The organism is Buttiauxella gaviniae ATCC 51604 (genome assembly GCF_001654835.1).
Taxonomy (GTDB): Bacteria; Pseudomonadota; Gammaproteobacteria; order Enterobacterales; family Enterobacteriaceae; genus Buttiauxella; species Buttiauxella gaviniae.
Window position 1 is genome coordinate 65,205 of the sequence record NZ_LXEP01000031.1, and the last position, 19,004, is coordinate 84,208.

Consider the following 19,004-nt stretch of genomic DNA (forward strand, 5'->3'; position numbering starts at 1 on the left):
TAAAACAGGAGCACAAAGATGACGATTCATAAGAAAGGGCAGGCTCACTGGGAAGGTGACATTAAACGCGGTAAAGGCACCGTCTCTACCGAGAGCGGCGCATTGAAAGAACAGCCATATGGTTTTAATACCCGCTTTGAAGGCGCAGCAGGTACCAATCCAGAAGAGCTAATTGGTGCCGCACATGCAGCCTGTTTCTCGATGGCGCTCTCGCTAATGCTTGGCGAAGAGGGCTACACAGCAGAAAGCATTGACACGGTAGCCGATGTTTCACTGGATAAAACCGACGGTGGTTTCGCCATCACTAAAATCGCACTGACCAGTACGGTAAAAGTGCCGAATGCAGATAGCGCTAAATTCGACCAGATTATTCAAAAAGCCAAAGCGGGTTGTCCGGTTTCACAATTGATGAAAGCTGAAATCACCCTCGATTACAAACTCAACTAACGTTCTCTACACGCTGCCCCGATGAATTTCGGCGGCAGCGTTGTGCCATTTATTTCCATCCTGGAAGATATGCCGCAAAGCTGACCCCCCCTTCGAACTTCACTCGCTGTATTCTTTGGACCTGCTGTAGCCTGCTGCGCAAATAGCTTTTTCGCGCAAAATTTATTCATTGACTGCTGTGGTATTAAAGCTACAATCGAGGGGCTTCAGGGATGAACATCATTAAGTATTACAAATTGCAAAATGGCAGGGTTCCATTTGATGAGTGGTTAAGGGTGTTAAGGGATGCACGCGCTAAAACAAAAATCGTTCAACGAATTGACCAGTTAGCGCTCAATAACCCAGGTGACCATAAGCCTTGCAGGCAAGGCGTTTGGGAAATGCGCATTGATGAAGGGCCGGGCTACAGAATTTATTACGCCCATGAAGGCAAGAATACTTATCTGTTACTGCTCGGTGGTGATAAACGCAAACAGCAGGTGGATATCGACCAGGCTGTGGCGTGGTGGCAAGAACATCGGGAGTCAGAAAATGAAATTTAACGAGTTTGACCAAACTGTTATTGAAATGCTTCAAGAAGATCCCGCCTTTGCCGTTGAATATATAAAAGGGGCATTTGCGGGCCTGGATGAAGAAAACGGTGAAGTGTTATTCCTGCTGGCTTTACGCCGCCTTGTAGAAGCTCGAGGCGGGGTGAGCAAAATTGCCGCCGAAACCAAACTGAATCGCGAAACACTCTACAGAACGCTTTCCGAACGCGGTAACCCGACCATCAGCACCACTAAAAAAATCATTAATGCTGCGGGAATCAGTTTTGCGGAGCTGACGAATTAAGTGGAAATGCTCGCCACTTACAACCTGGCGAGCATCAGTTTATTTAAAACCCAACCGCCATACTTTGTGGCGAAAGAATATCTTTCAGCCCTTCGCGCACCAGCAACTCAGGGCTGATTTCAGAAATAGATTTTGCACCGGTTAGCGTCATCGCCACGCGCATCTCTTTCTCGATTAAGTTCAGCAAGTTGGTGACACCCGCCTGGCCGTGGGTTGCCAGTGCATACAGATAAGCGCGACCTAACAGGCAAGTATCGGCTCCGAGCGCAATCATGCGCACCACGTCCAGCCCACTGCGGATACCGCTATCGGCAAGAATCGCGATATCACCTTTGACAGCGTCAGCAATGGCGGGTAGGGCGCGACACGATGACAGCACGCCGTCGAGCTGACGACCCCCGTGGTTTGACACCACAATCCCGTCAGCCCCGAAGCGCACCGCATCTTTGGCATCTTGCGGGTCGAGAATACCCTTGATGATCATCGGACCATCCCAGAACTCACGAATCCACTCCAGGTCACTCCAGGAAATCGACGGGTCGAAATTATTCGCCAGCCAGCCAATATAATCTTCAAGTCCGGTCGGTTTACCCAGATAAGCTGAGATATTCCCTAAATCATGCGGGCGACCGTTCAGGCCCACGTCCCACGCCCATTGTGGATGTGTCACGGCCTGCCAGTAACGGCGCAGTGCGGCATGTTGCCCGCTCATGCCGGAATGCGCATCGCGATAACGTGCGCCTGGCGTCGGCATATCAACGGTAAACACCAGCGTCGAACAGCCAGCGGCTTTGGCGCGCTCCAGCGCATTGCGCATAAAACCACGGTCTTTTAAAACATACAGCTGGAACCACATTGGCCGGTCAATGGCAGGTGCCACTTCTTCAATCGGGCAGACAGAAACGGTAGAAAGTGTAAACGGAATGCCTTTTGCGGCTGCCGCTTTTGCCGCTTGTACTTCACCACGGCGGGCATACATTCCGCACAAACCAACCGGCGCGAGCGCTACCGGCATCGATAGGGTTTCATTAAACAGTTTGGTCTCAAGGCTCAATGCCGACATGTTTTTCAACACGCGCTGCTTTAACGCCACCTGCGCAAGGTCATCAACGTTGCGACGTAGCGTGTGTTCGGCATAGGCCCCGCCGTCAATATAATGGAATAGGAATGGCGGCAAAATGCGTTTTGCCGCGGCGCGGTAGTCTGATGCAGCTGAAATAATCATGGATTTTCGTCCCTTGTTACGTCGGTATCTTCATCGGGCAGGCGGGTAATTCGCGCCTGTCGGGCTTCATCTTCATGCAGGGTTTTAATCGTGGTATGGACAAACCCAAGGTGTGTTTTTGCGGCAAGGCGCGCACGTTCCGGGTCGCCTGCCAGAATGGCCTGCAATAGTTCGTTATGCTGTTCGGTGAGACCGGCAAAAATTGCCGGTACGGTGTACATGCGCTGGCGGCTATGCATCACTGATGATTGCAGCAGGTCAAAAAATCCGCGCATTGTCTGGAGCAATACGATGTTGTGAGAGGCTTCGGCAATAGCCAGGTGGAAGCGCACGTCGGCCTGGGCTGCGAGATCTGGGTCATCGCTCTCTTTGAATTTCACGGTTGCGTCAAAGCAGGCGATTAGCTTCTCTTTGTCGGCAGGTGTTGCCCGCTGAGCTGCGTACCACGCAGTACTGGCTTCTATCGCATGGCGTGCTTCTAAAATGTCGTAGCGATAGTTGGGGTCATCTTCCACCAGCGTTTTTAGTGGCTGTACGATGCGTTGTTCCGACCACGCCTGGACTTCATAGCGCACAAAGGTGCCGCCGCCGCGACGGCTAATCAGAATACCTTCGCTAATCAGCTTTTGAATCGCCTCGCGAATCGATGAGCGTGAGACACCCATTTCAGCCGCAAGCTGGCGTTCGGCGGGCAACCGCATGCCCGCCTCCAGATTACGTTCGCTAATCAGTGCTTTTACGCGCTCGACCAGATGGTCGGCCAGGCGCAGGTGCGTCGTCATTAAGGGATCATCCAGGTTAAGACATAGGCCTGTAGTGTAGTAATTACGCCAACCATGCAGGTGAAAATCAGGCTGTGTTTAACGGTGAAGCGGAACAGATCCGACTCTCTACCCACAAGCCCTACGGCTGCACAGGCGATGGCGATAGACTGTGGAGAAATCATCTTCCCGGTTACGCCTCCAGTGGTGTTAGCGGCAACCAGCAGCAAGTCCGACACACCAATTTGTTGTGCGGTCGTGGCCTGCAACGCGGCGAACAAGGCGTTTGATGAAGTATCTGAGCCCGTCAGGAACACGCCCAGCCAGCCGAGGAATGGCGAGAAGAAAGTAAATGCGTGGCCGGTGTGCGCCAGCGCCAGGGCGAGAGTTGCCGAAAGGCCGGAGTAGTTGGAGATAAATGCGAATGCCAACACCATGCCGATGGAGTAAATCGGCAGCGCCAGCTCTTTGAGCGTTTCACCGAAGGTTTCGATGGCCGCTTTCGGTTTCATGCGCAGATAAACGATGGAGATAAGTGCTGCAACCAGAATCGCGGTGCCGGTTGCGGAGAACCAGTCAAATTTATACACCGCCGCGTAGGCCATGCTTTCGGCGACAACCGGTGGCATTTTGGCGACCATTTTGTCGAGGAATGGCACTGAGACGTTAAATACCCAATCAGCCATGGCACCGCCTGGTGCAAACAGCGCTTTAAACGGCGGGATGCTCCAAAGTGTGACGGTTGCAGTCAGGAAGATAAACGGCATCCAGGCGCGAACTACCTGGCCCGCGCTGTAGTTTTTGCGAGCCAGAGTCTGGTCGGTAACTGATGCGCCAATATCGCCAAAACGGAAGATGCGAACCGGCTTCCAGACGCGCAGAAATGCGGTCAAACACACCAGCGAAACCAGCGATGAGATAATGTCCGGAAGCTCTGGCCCTAAGAAGTTTGAGCTGAGGAATTGCGCAATAGCAAACGAACCACCGGCCACAATAACCGCAGGCCACGTCTCCTTAATACCGCGCCAGCCGTCCATAATCGCCATAATCCAGAACAGCACAATCATGGTCAGGAACGGCAACTGGCGGCCCACCATTTGGCCGATTTCAAAACTATCGAGGCCGGTGACCTGGCCTGCGACAATAATGGGAATCCCCATGGCACCAAACGCTACTGGTGCGGTGTTCACAATCAGGCAAAGACCTGCGGCATACAGCGGGTTAAAGCCGAGGCCAACCAGTAATGCGGCGGTAATCGCCACTGGCGCACCGAAACCCGCAGCCCCTTCAAGAAACGCGCCGAAGGAAAAACCGACGATCAGCATTTGCAGGCGCTGGTCAGGCGTAATGGAAAGAATCGACGAACGGATAATGTCGAACTGCCCGGTTTTTACCGAGATTTTATAGACGAAAACGGCGGCGATAATAATCCAGGCAATCGGCCAGAGTCCGTAGAAGAAGCCGTACACAACTGACGACAATGCGCGGTCAACCGGCATACGGTAGAAAAGTAACGCCACTAATAGCGCCAGGACCACAGTAATGGTGGCGGCGGTGTAGCCCTTCATGCGCAGTTTAATCAGTGCGAAGAAGAAGAAAATAATCGGAATAGCGGCGATGAGGCTTGATAGCCATATGTTACCTGCGGGGTCATAGACTTGTTGCCAGGCTTGCATGCAGGACTCTCCAGAACGTGATGTGCTTATTATTTTTCGCTTAATTGGTAGGACCAATATTGCGATGTAGGGTAGATAATGCGTAAAGGTTAATCTTTTGTTAATTAATGGCAATATTGGTGTTGCGCTTTTTTGCCGTTATGCACAAAGAGGTCACGTTTTTGGCTGGATTGGTAGGACCAATATTGGAAGGGGAGAGGGCCTGGAGAATACGATTTCCCCCTCGCCAGAAAAGTGAGGGGGAAGGGAATTACGAAGTCTGCAATTTCAACGCGTTTTTGCGCCAGCGGCCAATATCAGCAACGATAAACAGCAACAGGCTGGCACCCATTACCGGCAGGCAGTAGCCAAAGAGTAGCGCGACAATCACCACTCCTGCACGCCATGCACCTGGCAGCGCAAGCCACGCTTCACTTAGTGTTTGCGCGGGGTTGCTCGCAGAAGCCGTCGGGCGTTTTAACCACCACATCCGGTAACCGAGAATCACCATCGTGCACAGGCCAATGCCAAACGCTGCCAGCAACAGCTGGTTTGCCAGCCCGAAAAGCACGCCCATATGAGCATCAATTCCCCAGCGCGTCAGCTTGGCAACCAGCGGGAAATCAGCAAACCAGGTGCGGTCAATCACTTTAAAACTGGTTGGATCGACCGCTGCAGTATCGACATGCGTCGGCCAGGCGCGGTCAATTTCACTCACGGTCCAGGCTTTATCTGCCGAACGGGCTGGGCGAATCTCGATTTTACTCGATTCAATTCCAGCACCACGAGCGGCTGTAAGTACCTGATCCCAGACACTGTCGTCTGTTTGCGGCATTACCATGCCTGGCATCATGGCGTGGTGTTCCGCATGAGGGGCATGTTGCTGATGCCCGGTTTGTGGCACCAGCGCCGTATTCACCTGTGGCGTCATCCAACCGAGTGCACTGCGCATTTTGTCGATATTTCCCCCCGCCCACTGCGACCAGGTGAGCCCGGTGGCAGAGAAAAACAGCAGGCCGAGCAGCAACGCAGCACCCAGCGTAATGTGCCAGTGACGCGCTTTTCTTTGCGCGGTTTGCCGCACTTTTAACTTTCTTTTTGGCCGAGAAGTCAGCCACAACACCACGCCGCCAAGTGCTGCAACCCATAGCCAGGACGCAGCAAGCTCACTGTAAATTCTGCCGGTATCGCCCAGCAGCAATGCGCGATGGAATTGATCAATCCAGGTACGCAGTGGCAGCACACCGCTGGTGCCATACACCGTCATATCGCCCTGAATGGCAAGTGTTGCAGGTGAGACAAAAATGGCGCGCGATTCTGACTCGCCAAGCGTCGGGTCAACAAACTGCACGCGCGTGGTGTCGCCAGGATGGGGGGCTGGCCGCACGGCTGAGATGCTGGCATCGTTGCCAATATATTGGCGTGCAGCGCCTATTTGCTGTGAAATCGGCTGGTTTGGGCCAGTATCTGGCGTGCGCAAGACTTCATGATAAAGCGCATTCTCAATTTGTGGCGTCAGCACATATAGGCTGCCGGTAAGTGCTGCGATAAAAATAAACGGACCAACAAACAAGCCAATATAGAAATGCAGACGACGCAAAAGCGTCAGCAACGCGCCACGGCGGGCGAGCTGGGATTGATTCACAGACATGGTTATCTCCAGTAAAACTGTGACGTTAAATGATGTTTGTATTAACGAGACAGTGCGACAGGAGGCGCGCGTGGCAGCGCTTCGGCATCGTTATGCTGGGGCAGAAGCGCTGCGATAATCGGGGGCGGTGGCGCACGCGTAATACGCCATGCCAACCAGACAAAGGGAATAAATAGCCAGACGATCAGTGGGATATGCAGCAGAAGTTGGCAATACCCGCAGGCGATATCATCCATCAAGGAAGCGCCCGCGCCCGGCATCAAGTGGGATGCTGTGGGCATTTCCATATTGCCCATCTCCATCATCATGCCGCCTGAATGGCTCATCATATGATGCTCACCATTCGCCGCCGCACGCCGCTGTTCCAGTGATTTTGAAATCACCGGGGCGATAAAAAGCATTGCCATCGCGAGTAAAGCGAGAGCAAAAGGCCATTTATGACGTGAAAGGGAGAAGAGTGATGGCAACCGGGCATCTACTAAAACAGCGAGTGTTGCGCGATTGTATATGAAATGTGATGTTGGAAGGGAGGTTATAACCAGAAAAACCCTCCCTTTTTTACAGAGAGGGTTTGCGCAATCAGGCTTTAAGCGTCGCCATATCGATCACGAAACGGTACTTCACATCGCTTTTCAGCATCCGCTCATAGGCTGCGTTGATATCGGGCATATTGATCATTTCAATATCAGAAACAATCCCGTGTTCACCGCAGAAATCCAGCATTTCCTGGGTTTCTTTGATGCCGCCAATACAGGAGCCGGCAACTGAACGGCGACCCAGAATCATCGGTAAGGTGCTGACCGGTGGTTCAATGCTGCCCAGCAAACCGACATACACCAGCGTGCCATCAAGAGTCAGTGTTGGCATATAAGGGTTGATATCGTGGTCATAAGGTACGGTGTCTATAATCAGGTCGAACTGATTTCTAACCGATGCCATCTGCTCATCATCGGTAGAAAGTACGATGTGATGCGCCCCCAGGCGGCGTGCATCTTCCTCTTTGCTCGCAGAACGGGTGAACAGAGTGACTTCCGCACCCATCGCATTTGCCAGTTTCAGTGCCATATGGCCTAAGCCACCCAGCCCGATAACAGCCACATTGCTACCTTCGCCTACATTCCAGTGGCGCAGTGGCGACCACGTGGTAATACCCGCGCACAGCAATGGGGCCGCACCTTTGAGATCCATACCCTCAGGCATTTTCAGCACAAAATCTTCTGAGGCGACAATCGCCTGCGAGTAACCACCGTAGGTTGGCAGATGATCATGGCGATCAACGCCGTTGTAGGTCTGCACGTTGCCTTCTTCACAGTACTGCTCAAGACCCTCTTTACACGGATGGCAGATACGACACGAGTCCACCATACAGCCGATACCCGCGTAATCGCCTGGCTTGAATTTTGTCACGTCACTGCCAACGGAGGCCACGCGCCCAACGACTTCATGGCCCGGTACCAGCGGATATTGACTGAAACCCCAGTCATTACGCGCTTGGTGTAGGTCTGAGTGGCAAACGCCGCAGTACATCACTTCGATCACCACGTCATCTGGACGCGGTGCGCGTCGCATAAATTCAAATGGAGCAAGTGGAACATCTGCGGACTGTGCCGCATAACCGAGCACTTTCATCGTCATGTTTGTTCTCCGAGTTGAGAGGCTATACCTAAAATAATTGGAGTTGCTTCAAGGTGGCAAACTCGAGAATCCCCGGGCGCTTACTCAAGTAAGTGACTGCGGTGAGTGAGTGCAGCCAACGCAGAAGCAACTTCAAGAATGAAGGGTATCTTTTTTGTATTGATCGTCGCTGACGTGTTCCATCCACTCAACAGGGGTGCCATTGAGTGACTCAGCAATGGCGATATGCGTCATAGCGTTATCTGGTGTCGCGCCATGCCAATGCTTCACACCTTCAGGGATCCAGACAATATCACCTTGATTCATTTGGCGGATTTCACCACCCCATTCCTGCAACCAGCCGTGCCCATGGGTGATAATCAGCGTTTGTCCGAGCGGATGCGTATGCCAGGCGGTACGTGCACCAGGTTCAAAAGTGACGGTAGCGCCACCGGTACGAGCAGGGGGCGTGGTCTGGAAAGGTGCATCAATACGGACTCTACCTGTGAAGTAACTTTCCGGACCCGTTTGAGAAGGCTGTGATCCAGCCTGGATGATTTTCAGCTTTTCTTCCATTTTTTCCTCTACTTCGGCATTCAATGCCGGGGTTAACAGAGATAACACCAGTCAGAAGTATAGGTAACTGAGCGCGACTGGCAGATAAGTTGGTCGTGGTTTGAGTGCCCACGCTTCGTTGTGAGGACCGAGAAAGCTATGTTAGCGCCTGTTATTACTGCTGATTAGTCCGGTAAATACGCAAGGAGCTATGAGTTGAATTCATGAATCTGCGTATACTGATAACCAGTTAATGCAGCGACGGCAGATTTGCATATGTTAAAAGAGAACTTTAACGACCTGATTTCATTCCTGGTGGTTGCCCGTGAACGCAGTTTCACCAAAGCTGCCGCCAAATTAGGCGTATCGCAGTCGGCTTTAAGCCATGCTATTCGCGGCCTGGAAGAGCGCCTCGAATTACGCTTACTGACGCGCACAACACGCAGTGTTGCCCCAACAGAAGCCGGTGAAAAGCTGGTGGAGAGCCTTGGGCCGCGTTTCGCTGAAATTGAAGGCGAGCTGGAAGCGCTGATCGAAATGCGTGAGAACCCAGCGGGCAATATCCGCATAACGGCGGGGGAACACGCGGTAGATTCGGTGCTGTGGCCTGTACTGAAATCTTTTCTGGGGGATTACCCGGATATAAAAGTGGAAATTACCGTCGATAACACCCTGACGGATATTGTTACCGGGCGATTTGACGCCGGAATTCGTCTCGGCGAGCAAGTCGCCAAAGATATGATTGCGGTACGCATTGGCCCGGATATGCGCATGGCGGTAGTTGGTTCCCCTGGTTACCTCGCAAAGCAAGGCACACCGCAATCACCGCAAGAATTACAAAACCATAATTGCATTAATATGCGCCTGCCAACTATGGGTGGGCTGTATGCATGGGAATTTGAAAAAGAGGGGCGGGAATTACGCGTGCGCGTTGACGGGCAATTGACGTTTAACAGCTTGCGCCAGCGGATTGATGCCGCAACAGTCGGGCTTGGCCTGGCCTATGTCCCGGAGGATTCGGTAGCAGCAGCCGTTGAGCGCGGCGAGCTGGTCACAGTACTTAAAGAGTGGTGCGCCCCATTTCCTGGTTATTACCTGTATTACCCAAGCCGTAAACAACACACCACCGCATTTTCTTTATTTGTTGAGGCGCTAAGGTTTAAGCGTTAATCGATATTTATCAGAAATCGTATTGGCCTATTTCCAATAGGCCTCCTGGCAGAAAATTAAATTCACTCAGTTGCCCAAATTTCACAATGTTCTCGCATTAACTCGGTCAGAAGCCCTCCCTCAGTAATAAACTGACGAATGCGGCGCGTATCACTGTCGTTATTACGCACATAACCTTCAATGGCTTCTAAAGCTGATGATGCCCGGAGTTGTGCCGCATAAGGCGCAAGAGTATCGAGCAATGGCAAAATATCTTCTGCCATTGTGCGTTGCTCGCCGGTGCGCACGTCGGTCAGCATCCCTTCAAGCCCAAAGCGGCAGGCCTGAAAGCGATTGAAACGGTAAAGTAAGTAGTCTTCAGAACGCGGCACAAAGGGACGTTCGCTAAGCAACCAGTGGGCCAAAGCCTGAATAAATCCGGCGATATGGACCGCACGCGTGATAGTCAGCGGTGTATCCATTACGCGTACTTCAATGGTGCCAAATTTTGGACTTGGTCGAATATCCCAGTGCAGGTCTTTCATCGATTGAACGATGCTGCTGGACTCAAGGCGTTGGTACATCCACTTAAACTCGTTCCAGTCGCCGACGAAAGGTGCAGGCCCGTTATCCGGGAATGCTGAGAAGATATTCAAACGTGACGAGGCATAGGTTGTATCTGCCCCTTGAATATACGGCGATGAAGCCGAGAGCGCGATGACGTGTGGAACAAAGCGCGACAAGCCATGCAGCAAATAAATAGCGTCCTCTTCGTTCTCACAGCCGACATGCACATGCTGGCCAAATACCGTCGCCTGCTTCATTAAATAGCCATAGAGCTCGAGCGTTTTGTTATAGCGTTCGCTCTGGCATACCTCCTGGCGCTGCCATTTTTGAAATGGATGCGTACCGCCACCGCAAATCGCCAGATGATGTTTACTTGCTGATTGCAGCACATGCTGGCGCAAACTTGAAAGCTGCGCCTGAGCCTGCGCGATATCGCCACACACCCCGGTGGCGATTTCGAGCATGCTTTCGGTGATGTCATGTTTGACTTCACCTTCTGTCACCTGGTCTTTCAGAGAGTCAATCAGCAGCGATGAGTCCTGGCTGAGATCGTTGGCTGGAGGATTGATTATCTGCAATTCCAGCTCGATGCCGAGGGTGTATGGGTCAGAATGATTAAAATCACTTAGTGGCATGCTGGACTCTCATTGTTCTGACAATTATTGAATTGAGTATAGCCAGCCGTCTGGAAACGATCGGACATATACCCGTCATACCTCAAGTTGCATGCGCGTTGGCTACGTTTACTCACCTGACAAATCTGCCTGGAGCAGATTTGAACGCTGTTTACAGCGCCCCAAAGGGGTGAGGCCCATGGATGGGCCGAATAATCACTTACCTGAGTAAGCTCATCGGGACTCGTTCTCTTGCCGCGTTACTCGGCGAAGCCTCGCCCCTAAGGGGCCAGCGCAAGCGCTGTTCAAAAGGCTGAAGCCTTTTGTCCTGCATCTTGAATTATTTGGATATAGAAACTGTTTTTATCTCATTATTCTTATTGGAAATTATCTGCTACTCATAAATGCAATGATAATATTGTAAAGAATGTTCAGTGAATTAAAATGCCTTGAAAGTTGCACTAAGAATCATCTCCCTCCATTATATGCGTTGTTCAGGAAGGAGTTATTATGAAAGATTTGGTTTCATTTTTAAGTACTTTTGGTGTTGTGCTTGACCCAACAACTTCGATATTAGTCGTTCTGGGTATTATTTTTGTATTTGCATTAATTGTTCATTTTATTCTACACCGCGTTGTACTGCGCACTTTTGAGAAACGTGCGCAATCCAGTCAGCATTTGTGGCTGCAAATCATCACAGAAAACAAGCTATTTCATAGGCTTGCTTCAACCCTGCAAGGTATTATCGTTAATATCCAGGCTGTGCTGTGGCTGCAAAAAGGCAGTGACGCCAGCGAGATATTAATTATCGGCGCACAGCTTTGGATTATGCTCTATTCCTTACTGTCGTTATTCTCTTTGCTGGATGTTATTTATAATTTCTCACAGAAATTTACTATTACGTCGGATATTCCTCTAAAAGGAATATTCCAGGGTGTGAAGCTCATAAGCTCCCTGGTGATTGGCATTATGATGATTTCCAGAGTTATCGGCCAATCTCCTGCGATTCTTATCAGCGGCCTGGGTGCAATGGCTGCGGTGTTAATGTTGGTATTTAAAGATCCGATTCTAGGACTGGTGGCCGGTATACAGCTCTCGGCAAACCGTATGTTAAAGCTGGGTGACTGGCTGGAAATGCCAAAGTTTGGTGCTGATGGTGCGGTAACTGATATTGGCCTGACTACCGTGAAAGTGCGTAACTGGGATAATACCATTACCACCATTCCAACTTATGCTCTGGTTTCCGATGCATTTAAAAACTGGAGTGGCATGTCGCAGTCTGGTGGTCGCCGTATTAAGCGCAGTATTAATATTGATACCACCAGTATTCATTTTCTTTCCGCCGATGAAATACAACGCTTAATGAATGCGAGATTATTGAAGCCCTATATTGACTCGCGTAGCAAAGAAATTGAAGAATATAATCGAACTCATAATAGCGACGGGGGGTCAGTGCTCAATGCCCGAAGCATGACTAACGTCGGGACATTCCGTGTTTATCTCACTGAATATCTGCAAAACCATCCACGTATTCGTAAGGATATGACGCTAATGGTGCGCCAGTTAGCACCAGGGGCTGAAGGCTTGCCGATAGAGATTTATGCGTTTACCAACACCGTAGCATGGCTGGAATATGAAGCCATTCAGGCTGATATTTTCGAGCATATATTTGCCGTGGTTGACGAGTTTGGGCTGCGGATTCATCAAGCGCCGACGGGTAATGATATTCGTTCGATTGTGTTGCAGAAGGCTTTGTAGTTGTAGGTCGGATTAGCGTAGCGACATCCGACAATTCTTGTGTAAATGGTGGATGTCGCTTGCGCTAATCCACCCTACAACAGCGACGCTACGCATCACGGTCAATCGAAAACCAGCGCTTCCAGATAAAGCGAATCACGAAGTATTCAATGGCACCCAACGCCAGGAACCAAACGCAGAAAATAATGGTATACAGCTGGTTCAAATCCAGCAGATGGAACATCGTGATGAGCTTTTGCGCAAGCTCAATGGTCAGCGCAGGTGCCGGAAGCAGTAGGCAGGAGAAAAAGGCCAGTAGCAAAATACTACCAGCGCTTATCAAGGTTTCGAGAGGGTGTTTCATCATTATGATTATGCCGGATAAGGTTTAAACAGAGCCAAAAGCGCATTGTCCGGGAAAATAACCGCTGATTCAAATCCCCGGCACAAATGCACCGGGGAAATCAGGGCAGAGCACTACAACCCTTCAGTACTCTCTTTCTTCGCTTCTTTCGCCAGAACCGCACGATACCAGCGTGGATGGTGCTTCTGTGCCCAGCGGCGGCTGACTTTGCCGACGATCATGCCTTTTATCGACCCTTTCACCCAGAAAGCCATATACATATGAATCAAAATAGCGTGGATCAATATGATGGCGACGGTGGCGTGAATCAGCAGGCTGTAACGCACCAGTTTGATGGAAAAGTACGGGGCAAAATAGGGCCGCCAGATAATCACTCCGGTTACCAGCAGCACGAAAATCATGCTCATAATGGTCCAGAACATCATCTTCTGCCCGGCGTTATATTTGCCGACATCCGCCACTTTATGCTCGTTGCCTTTCAGCACTTCGACAATATTTTTCACCCACGGCCAGTCCTGCTTTTCCGGGATATTGTGATGCACGAAACGCACAAACATAAACATCAGCGCCACGAAAATCAGCACGCCAAAAAACGGGTGCAAAATGCGCCCCATCTGCGGCGTCCCGAACGTTTCCGTCAGCCATTGCAGCGTCGGGAAGAACAGCGCAATGCCGGAAAGTGACACCAGGAAAAAGCAAATCACTACCGTCCAGTGGCAGGCACGGTCGATAAATTTCGTCCTGATAATCGATTTGCTCTGCTTAATCATGATGTTCCTCCTCGTCTTCATCCACCTCTTCGTTTGGCCCGATGCCAATGTAGTGGAAAATCAGCCCGGCAAAGGTGGCGATAAAACCTGCCGCCGACAACGGTTTGAGGATCCCTTTCCACAGGTTAATCGGCACGTCGATATGCGGATCTTTCGGCAGGTTGTGATACAGCTCCGGCTGGTCAGCGTGGTGCAGCACATACATCACGTGCGTACCGCCAACGCCCGGCGGGTTGTAGAGGCCCGCGTACGGATAGCCGCGTTTTTGTAGCTTCGCTACGCGCTCGTCGGCAACGTCTAACATCTCCTTTTTGGTGCCAAAATGAATGGCACCCGTCGGGCAGGTTTTCACGCAGGCCGGTTCCTGGCCCACGCTCACGCGATCGACACACAACGTGCATTTGTAGACGCGGTTATCGTCTTTGTTCAGGCGCGGAATATTGAACGGGCAACCGGCGATGCAATAGCCGCAGCCAATACAGTGTTCCGACTGAAAATCGACGATCCCGTTAGCGTACTGAATGATGGCACCCGCAGATGGACAGGCTTTCAGGCAGCCCGGATCTTCGCAGTGCATGCAGCCATCCTTGCGAATCAGCCACTCCAGCTTGCCGTTTTGCGTGGTTTCGCTAAAGCGCATTAACGTCCAGGATTTGGCGCTCAAATCGGCGGGGTTATCGTAAACCCCGACGCAATGACCGACTTCATCGCGGATGTCGTTCCACTCCGAGCAGGCGACCTGGCAGGCTTTGCAGCCAATACAGCTTGAGACGTCAATCAGCTTGGCGACTTCTTCTTTGAAGTCACGAGCCTGCGGCGGCGGCGTAAAGCCGTTGGTAGCCGAACGCTTGATAATATCCTGAGATTGCATGGACATGAGTTCGCTCCTTACGCCTTCTCAATGTTGACCAGAAACGCCTTGTACTCTGGCGTCTGCGAGTTAGCGTCACCGACCGATGGCGTCAGTGTATTGGCGAGATAACCTTTACGTGCCGTACCCTCAAAGCCCCAGTGCAGCGGAATACCGACGGTTTCCACTTCCTGCCCGCCCGCGTTCAGGGTTTGCAGGCGCTGCGTGACCACCGCAACGGCGCGAATAAACCCGCGCTTGCTGCTGACTTTCACGTGGTCGCCATTGGCGATGCCTTTGCTTTTTGCAAGCGCCACACTGATTTCCACAAACTGCTCAGGCTGCGCAATCGCGTTAAGCCGTGAGTGCTTGGTCCAGGTGTGGAAGTGCTCGGTCAGGCGATACGTGGTGCCGACGTAAGGGAACTGTTCGCGTTTGCCCATGCGTCTGGCATCGGCTTCATACAGACGAGCTGCCGGGTTCGAGACCACATTCGGGTGCAGCGGGTTAGTACCCAGTGGCGTTTCAAACGGCTCGTAATGCTCAGGGAACGGGCCTTCCGCCATTTTGTCGATGGCGAACAGGCGGCCCAAACCTTCTGGCTGCATGATAAACGGCCCGACGCCGCTGCCCGGAGGGGCGGTGTTGTAGTCAGGAATATCGTTCCCCACCCATTTCGCGCCATTCCATTGAATCAACATACGTTTCGGGTCCCACGGTTTGCCTTGTGGGTCAGCAGAGGCGCGGTTGTAGATAATGCGGCGGTTTAGCGGCCACGCCCAGGCCCAGCCCAGCGTGTTGCCAAGGCCTGATGGATCGGCGTTATCGCGGTTCGCCATCTGATTACCTTTCGCAGTCCAACTCCCGGCATAAATCCAGCAGGCAGATGCGGTGGTGCCGTCATCACGCAATAGCGCAAACGAGTCCAGAAGTTGGCCTTTCTTCGCCAGCAAATTCCCAGCCGGATCATAGAGATCTTCCAACGCGTAGCCGTTGTTCTCTTTGGCGACCTCTTCGGACTCAGGGCTGTCCGGCAGATCGTAATGCCAGCCCATTTTCAGCAGTGGCTCAGCACCTTTACCGCCTTCGGCGCGATAAAGCTCGCGTATGCGATGGTAAATCCCGGCCAGAATTTCGCCGTCGTTACGCGCTTCTCCCGGTGCGTCTGCCCCTTTCCAGTGCCACTGCAACCAGCGCCCGGAGTTGGCAATCGAACCGTCTTCTTCAGCAAAACAGGTCGACGGCAGGCGGAACACTTCAGTCTGAATTGCCGCTGGGTTCACGTCGTTCATCTCGCCGTGGTTCTGCCAGAAGTTAGACGTTTCCGTGACCAGTGGGTCGATAATCACCAGGTATTTCAGCTTGCTAAGGCTTGCGACAATTTTGTTTTTGTCCGGGAAGGAGGCGACCGGGTTAAAGCCCTGGCAGATGTAGCCCGTAACTTTGTTGCGGTCCATCATGTCGAAGTACTTCAGCACGTCGTATGCCTGGTCCCACTTCGGCAACCAGTCAAAGCCCCAGTTGTTATCTTTACGCGCATCATCGCCATAGAACGCTTTCATCAGGCTGACGAAGAACTTGGGATAGTTGCCCCAATAGTTCACCTGGCCCGGCAGCGTGGCTTTCGGCGTGTTTGCCGTCAGGTAAGTTTGCAGGTCGGTTTGCTTCTCAGAAGGCAGTGTCAGATAACCCGGCAGGCTGGTGGACAGCAGGCCCAGATCGGTCAGCCCCTGAATGTTGGAGTGCCCGCGCAAGGCATTTACGCCGCCGCCCGCCATGCCCATATTGCCGAGTAACAACTGGATCATCGCCATGGTGCGAATGTTCTGCGCACCCACGGTGTGTTGCGTCCAACCCAGAGCGTAGAGGAAGGTCGTTGTGCGGTCGGCGGCACTGGTTGAGGCCAGCACTTCACACACTTTCAGGAAATCGGCCTGCGGCGTACCGCAAATATGCTCGACCATTTCCGGTGTGTAGCGGGAAACGTGCTCTTTGAGCAGGTTCCACACGCAGCGCGGGTCACTGAGCGTGTCATCGCGCTTGGCATAGCCGTTTTCGTCGAACTGATAGTTCCAGCTGGTTTTATCGTACTGACGTTTTTGCTCGTCGTAGCCGCTAAACAGGCCATCATCGAAGCTGAAATCGTCACGCACCAAAAGGCTGGCGTTGGTGTAATGCTTAACGTATTCGGCGTTGATTTTGTTATTGGAAATCAGGTACAGCAGCACGCCCGACAGGAAGGTAATGTCGGTGCCGGAACGGATTGGCGCGTAAATATCCGCAACAGATGCCGTGCGGGTAAAGCGCGGATCGACCACAATCAGCGTGGCGTCGTTGTTGTTTTTGGCTTCCATCGCCCAGCGGAAACCCACCGGATGCGCTTCAGCGGCGTTGCCGCCCATCACCATCACCACGTTGGCGTTTTTGATATCAACCCAGTGGTTGGTCATCGCACCGCGACCAAATGTTGGAGCAAGACTTGCTACCGTTGGTCCGTGTCAGACGCGCGCCTGGTTATCTACCGCTAACATGCCCAGGGAGCGGACAAATTTTTGTGTCAGCATCCCGGTTTCGTTGCTGGCCGCCGACGCGCACAACATGCCGGTGGAGAGCCAACGGTTTACCGTGACATTCTGCTCATTCTTCTCAACGAAATTGGCATCACGGTCATCTTTCATCAGTCGGGCAATGCGTGAGAATGCATCGTCCCAACTGATGCGCTGCCATTTATCGGAGCCTGGCGCGCGGTATTCCGGGTAACGCAGGCGGCTTTCGCTGTGGATATAATCCAGCAAGCCCGCGCCTTTCGGGCATAACGCCCCACGGTTTACCGGGTGGTCCGGGTCACCTTCAATATGGAAAATGCTGGATTTGGCGTTTTTCGAACCATCGCCCAGGCTGTACATCAACAAACCACAGCCTACTGAGCAGTATGTACAGGTATTGCGGGTTTCTTTGGCACGCAAAAGCTTAAAGTTGCGCACCTCGGCAAGCGCCGCTTTGGGAGAAAATCCCAGAACTGCGGCGGTAGTCCCTGCCATCCCGCCGGCACAGATCTTGAAAAATTTTCTGCGACTGACGTCCATCGTAACCTCATTGTTATGACGTATGAATGGTCGCGAAAATACCCACATTTAACGGTGGCTTATTGAGCAAAATCAATTCGCCAGGTATTGGGTAGCGAGTTACCCCTTCATGAGTAGGGGTAATGGCGGGGGATTAACCATAACGAGATAATCATTGGTGAGCTTTAGCGCAGCGTCGCTCGCCACTGCTCATCCGTGGCAAACCATTCCACCAGATAATCCAGCATCGCACGCAGTGTGGCGGGCATCTGTTTGCGGGTGGTGTAAATGCCGTAGATGCCCATTTCCTGCGGTTGGTAGCCAGGCAATAGTTCAACCAGTTCACCTTTTGCCAGTAACGGGGCGGCAGAATAGTACGGCTGGAGCGAAATCCCCGCGCCCTGTAGCGTTCCCGCCAGCAGCACAACCGATTCATTGGCGCTGAGATTGCCGCTCACCGCCACGGCAGATTTTTCCCCTGCACGGTCAAAATGCCACAGGCTTTTGCCGAACCAGTTGTAAGTCAGGCAGTTATGGCTGGCGAGATCTTCAGGATGATTCGGAGTGCCGTTTGCCGCCAGATAAGCAGGAGCGGCGCACACTACCGAGGCGCAGGTGGAAAGCGGGCGGGCAATCAAATTTGGGTCCAGCTCATTGGTGATGCGCAGTGCCAGATCAATCCGTTCTTCCACCAGATTTACCGTCCGGTTGTTCATTTGCAAATCGACGCTCACCTGAGGGTGGCGTTTCAGAAACTGCGTCACGGCACCTGCCAGCGCGGTTTGCCCCAGCGACTGGGAGCAGGTGATACGTAGCAGGCCGCGTATTTCCTCGGTCTGATTATCCTCGACCAGATCGATAGCTTCGGCGACAGCGAGCATTTTGCGTGACAGGCTCAGGGTTCTTTCGCCCGCATCGGTCAGGCTCAGTTTGCGCGTGGTGCGGTGCAGCAGGCGTGCGCCCGTCCACTCTTCCATCTGCGCCAGATAACGCGTCACCATGGCTCGCGACATATCAAGATGGTATGCGGCGGCAATCATACTGCCCAGATCGACAATGGTGACAAACACCCGTGCGGCGGTAATGCGATCCATTATTCGTCCGATTTATGCAATGAATAGTTGCTCATTATCCGGTTTTTGTATC

At 52.3% G+C, this 19,004-nt stretch carries 17 protein-coding genes and 1 pseudogene; 5 read left to right on the plus strand and 13 right to left on the minus strand.

Annotated features, from left to right (window positions below):
* Positions 1–18 precede the first annotated feature (18 nt).
* From M977_RS16165 to M977_RS16175, 3 genes are all read left to right on the plus strand, one after another.
* On the plus strand, positions 19–447 hold the full coding sequence (locus tag M977_RS16165; protein ID WP_064516850.1) for an OsmC family protein: 429 nt from the start codon (positions 19–21) through the stop codon (positions 445–447).
* A gap of 212 nt (positions 448–659) precedes the next feature.
* Positions 660–989, plus strand: a complete 330-nt coding sequence (locus M977_RS16170) for a type II toxin-antitoxin system RelE/ParE family toxin (protein ID WP_064516852.1) — start codon at positions 660–662, stop codon at positions 987–989.
* Positions 979–1,281: a helix-turn-helix domain-containing transcriptional regulator gene (locus M977_RS16175; RefSeq protein WP_064516854.1), complete on the plus strand. Its 303-nt coding sequence runs from the start codon at positions 979–981 to the stop codon at positions 1,279–1,281. The genes M977_RS16170 and M977_RS16175 overlap by 11 nt, the downstream gene beginning before the upstream one ends.
* Positions 1,282–1,324: 43 nt before the next feature.
* On the opposite strand, the gene lldD is transcribed toward M977_RS16175, so the two are convergent.
* The 7 genes and pseudogenes from lldD to M977_RS16210 all read right to left on the minus strand — a co-directional run bounded on the left by lldD (position 1,325) and on the right by M977_RS16210 (position 8,763).
* Positions 1,325–2,506 (minus strand): FMN-dependent L-lactate dehydrogenase LldD, encoded by a 1,182-nt coding sequence (gene lldD / locus M977_RS16180; RefSeq protein ID WP_064516856.1) that lies wholly within the window; start codon positions 2,504–2,506, stop codon positions 1,325–1,327.
* Positions 2,503–3,288, minus strand: a complete 786-nt coding sequence (lldR, locus tag M977_RS16185; protein WP_064516858.1) for a transcriptional regulator LldR — start codon at positions 3,286–3,288, stop codon at positions 2,503–2,505. The genes lldD and lldR overlap by 4 nt, the downstream gene beginning before the upstream one ends.
* Positions 3,288–4,943 carry an L-lactate permease gene (gene lldP / locus M977_RS16190; RefSeq protein ID WP_064516860.1) on the minus strand — a complete coding sequence of 552 codons (1,656 nt, stop codon included), beginning with the start codon at positions 4,941–4,943 and terminating at the stop codon, positions 3,288–3,290. The genes lldR and lldP overlap by 1 nt, the downstream gene beginning before the upstream one ends.
* A 277-nt stretch (positions 4,944–5,220) precedes the next feature.
* Positions 5,221–6,573: pseudogene (locus tag M977_RS16195) on the minus strand (PepSY-associated TM helix domain-containing protein); the annotation flags it as partial.
* 41 nt (positions 6,574–6,614) lie between these two features.
* Positions 6,615–7,040 (minus strand): DUF2946 domain-containing protein, encoded by a 426-nt coding sequence (locus M977_RS16200; protein WP_157092084.1) that lies wholly within the window; start codon positions 7,038–7,040, stop codon positions 6,615–6,617.
* A 112-nt stretch (positions 7,041–7,152) separates the two neighbouring features.
* Positions 7,153–8,208, minus strand: a complete 1,056-nt coding sequence (locus M977_RS16205; protein WP_064516865.1) for an NAD(P)-dependent alcohol dehydrogenase — start codon at positions 8,206–8,208, stop codon at positions 7,153–7,155.
* A gap of 132 nt (positions 8,209–8,340) precedes the next feature.
* Positions 8,341–8,763 (minus strand): (R)-mandelonitrile lyase, encoded by a 423-nt coding sequence (locus M977_RS16210; RefSeq protein ID WP_064516869.1) that lies wholly within the window; start codon positions 8,761–8,763, stop codon positions 8,341–8,343.
* A 255-nt stretch (positions 8,764–9,018) separates the two neighbouring features.
* On the opposite strand from M977_RS16210, the gene M977_RS16215 reads away from it, so the two are divergent.
* Positions 9,019–9,912 carry a LysR family transcriptional regulator gene (locus M977_RS16215; RefSeq protein ID WP_064516870.1) on the plus strand — a complete coding sequence of 298 codons (894 nt, stop codon included), beginning with the start codon at positions 9,019–9,021 and terminating at the stop codon, positions 9,910–9,912.
* Positions 9,913–9,974: 62 nt separating this feature from the next.
* Here M977_RS16215 and M977_RS16220 read toward each other — a convergent pair whose 3' ends face one another.
* A complete protein-coding gene (locus M977_RS16220) occupies positions 9,975–11,093 on the minus strand; it encodes a YbdK family carboxylate-amine ligase (protein ID WP_064516871.1) in 1,119 nt (372 codons plus the stop codon).
* A gap of 489 nt (positions 11,094–11,582) precedes the next feature.
* On the opposite strand from M977_RS16220, the gene M977_RS16225 reads away from it, so the two are divergent.
* Positions 11,583–12,830: a mechanosensitive ion channel family protein gene (locus M977_RS16225; RefSeq protein WP_064516873.1), complete on the plus strand. Its 1,248-nt coding sequence runs from the start codon at positions 11,583–11,585 to the stop codon at positions 12,828–12,830.
* Positions 12,831–12,918: 88 nt separating this feature from the next.
* Here M977_RS16225 and M977_RS16230 read toward each other — a convergent pair whose 3' ends face one another.
* The 5 genes from M977_RS16230 to M977_RS16255 form a co-directional block, all read right to left on the minus strand.
* On the minus strand, positions 12,919–13,173 hold the full coding sequence (locus M977_RS16230) for a DUF1158 domain-containing protein (protein ID WP_064517653.1): 255 nt from the start codon (positions 13,171–13,173) through the stop codon (positions 12,919–12,921).
* A 113-nt stretch (positions 13,174–13,286) separates the two neighbouring features.
* Positions 13,287–13,940: a formate dehydrogenase-N subunit gamma gene (gene fdnI, locus M977_RS16235; RefSeq protein ID WP_064517655.1), complete on the minus strand. Its 654-nt coding sequence runs from the start codon at positions 13,938–13,940 to the stop codon at positions 13,287–13,289.
* Positions 13,936–14,820, minus strand: coding sequence for a formate dehydrogenase subunit beta (gene fdxH / locus M977_RS16240; RefSeq protein WP_064516875.1), 885 nt, complete (start codon positions 14,818–14,820; stop codon positions 13,936–13,938). Before fdxH ends, fdnI begins: the two co-directional genes overlap by 5 nt.
* Before the next feature lie 11 nt (positions 14,821–14,831).
* Positions 14,832–17,879, minus strand: coding sequence for a formate dehydrogenase-N subunit alpha (gene fdnG, locus M977_RS16245; RefSeq protein WP_157092085.1), 3,048 nt, complete (start codon positions 17,877–17,879; stop codon positions 14,832–14,834).
* Positions 17,880–18,043: 164 nt separating this feature from the next.
* Entirely contained in the window at positions 18,044–18,952 is a 909-nt protein-coding gene (locus tag M977_RS16255; protein WP_064516882.1) for a LysR family transcriptional regulator, read from the minus strand.
* Positions 18,953–19,004 lie beyond the last annotated feature (52 nt).

Coding starts and splice junctions, on each gene's coding strand:
- M977_RS16220 (WP_064516871.1), bottom strand. CDS start 11,093: ATGCCACTAAGTGATTTTAATCATTCTGACCCATACACCCTCGGCATC.
- lldP (WP_064516860.1), bottom strand. CDS start 4,943: ATGCAAGCCTGGCAACAAGTCTATGACCCCGCAGGTAACATATGGCTA.
- lldD (WP_064516856.1), bottom strand. CDS start 2,506: ATGATTATTTCAGCTGCATCAGACTACCGCGCCGCGGCAAAACGCATT.
- M977_RS16165 (WP_064516850.1), top strand. CDS start 19: ATGACGATTCATAAGAAAGGGCAGGCTCACTGGGAAGGTGACATTAAA.
- M977_RS16225 (WP_064516873.1), top strand. CDS start 11,583: ATGAAAGATTTGGTTTCATTTTTAAGTACTTTTGGTGTTGTGCTTGAC.
- M977_RS16170 (WP_064516852.1), top strand. CDS start 660: ATGAACATCATTAAGTATTACAAATTGCAAAATGGCAGGGTTCCATTT.
- M977_RS16210 (WP_064516869.1), bottom strand. CDS start 8,763: ATGGAAGAAAAGCTGAAAATCATCCAGGCTGGATCACAGCCTTCTCAA.
- fdxH (WP_064516875.1), bottom strand. CDS start 14,820: ATGTCCATGCAATCTCAGGATATTATCAAGCGTTCGGCTACCAACGGC.
- lldR (WP_064516858.1), bottom strand. CDS start 3,288: ATGACGACGCACCTGCGCCTGGCCGACCATCTGGTCGAGCGCGTAAAA.
- M977_RS16230 (WP_064517653.1), bottom strand. CDS start 13,173: ATGAAACACCCTCTCGAAACCTTGATAAGCGCTGGTAGTATTTTGCTA.
- M977_RS16255 (WP_064516882.1), bottom strand. CDS start 18,952: ATGGATCGCATTACCGCCGCACGGGTGTTTGTCACCATTGTCGATCTG.
- M977_RS16205 (WP_064516865.1), bottom strand. CDS start 8,208: ATGACGATGAAAGTGCTCGGTTATGCGGCACAGTCCGCAGATGTTCCA.
- M977_RS16175 (WP_064516854.1), top strand. CDS start 979: ATGAAATTTAACGAGTTTGACCAAACTGTTATTGAAATGCTTCAAGAA.
- M977_RS16215 (WP_064516870.1), top strand. CDS start 9,019: ATGTTAAAAGAGAACTTTAACGACCTGATTTCATTCCTGGTGGTTGCC.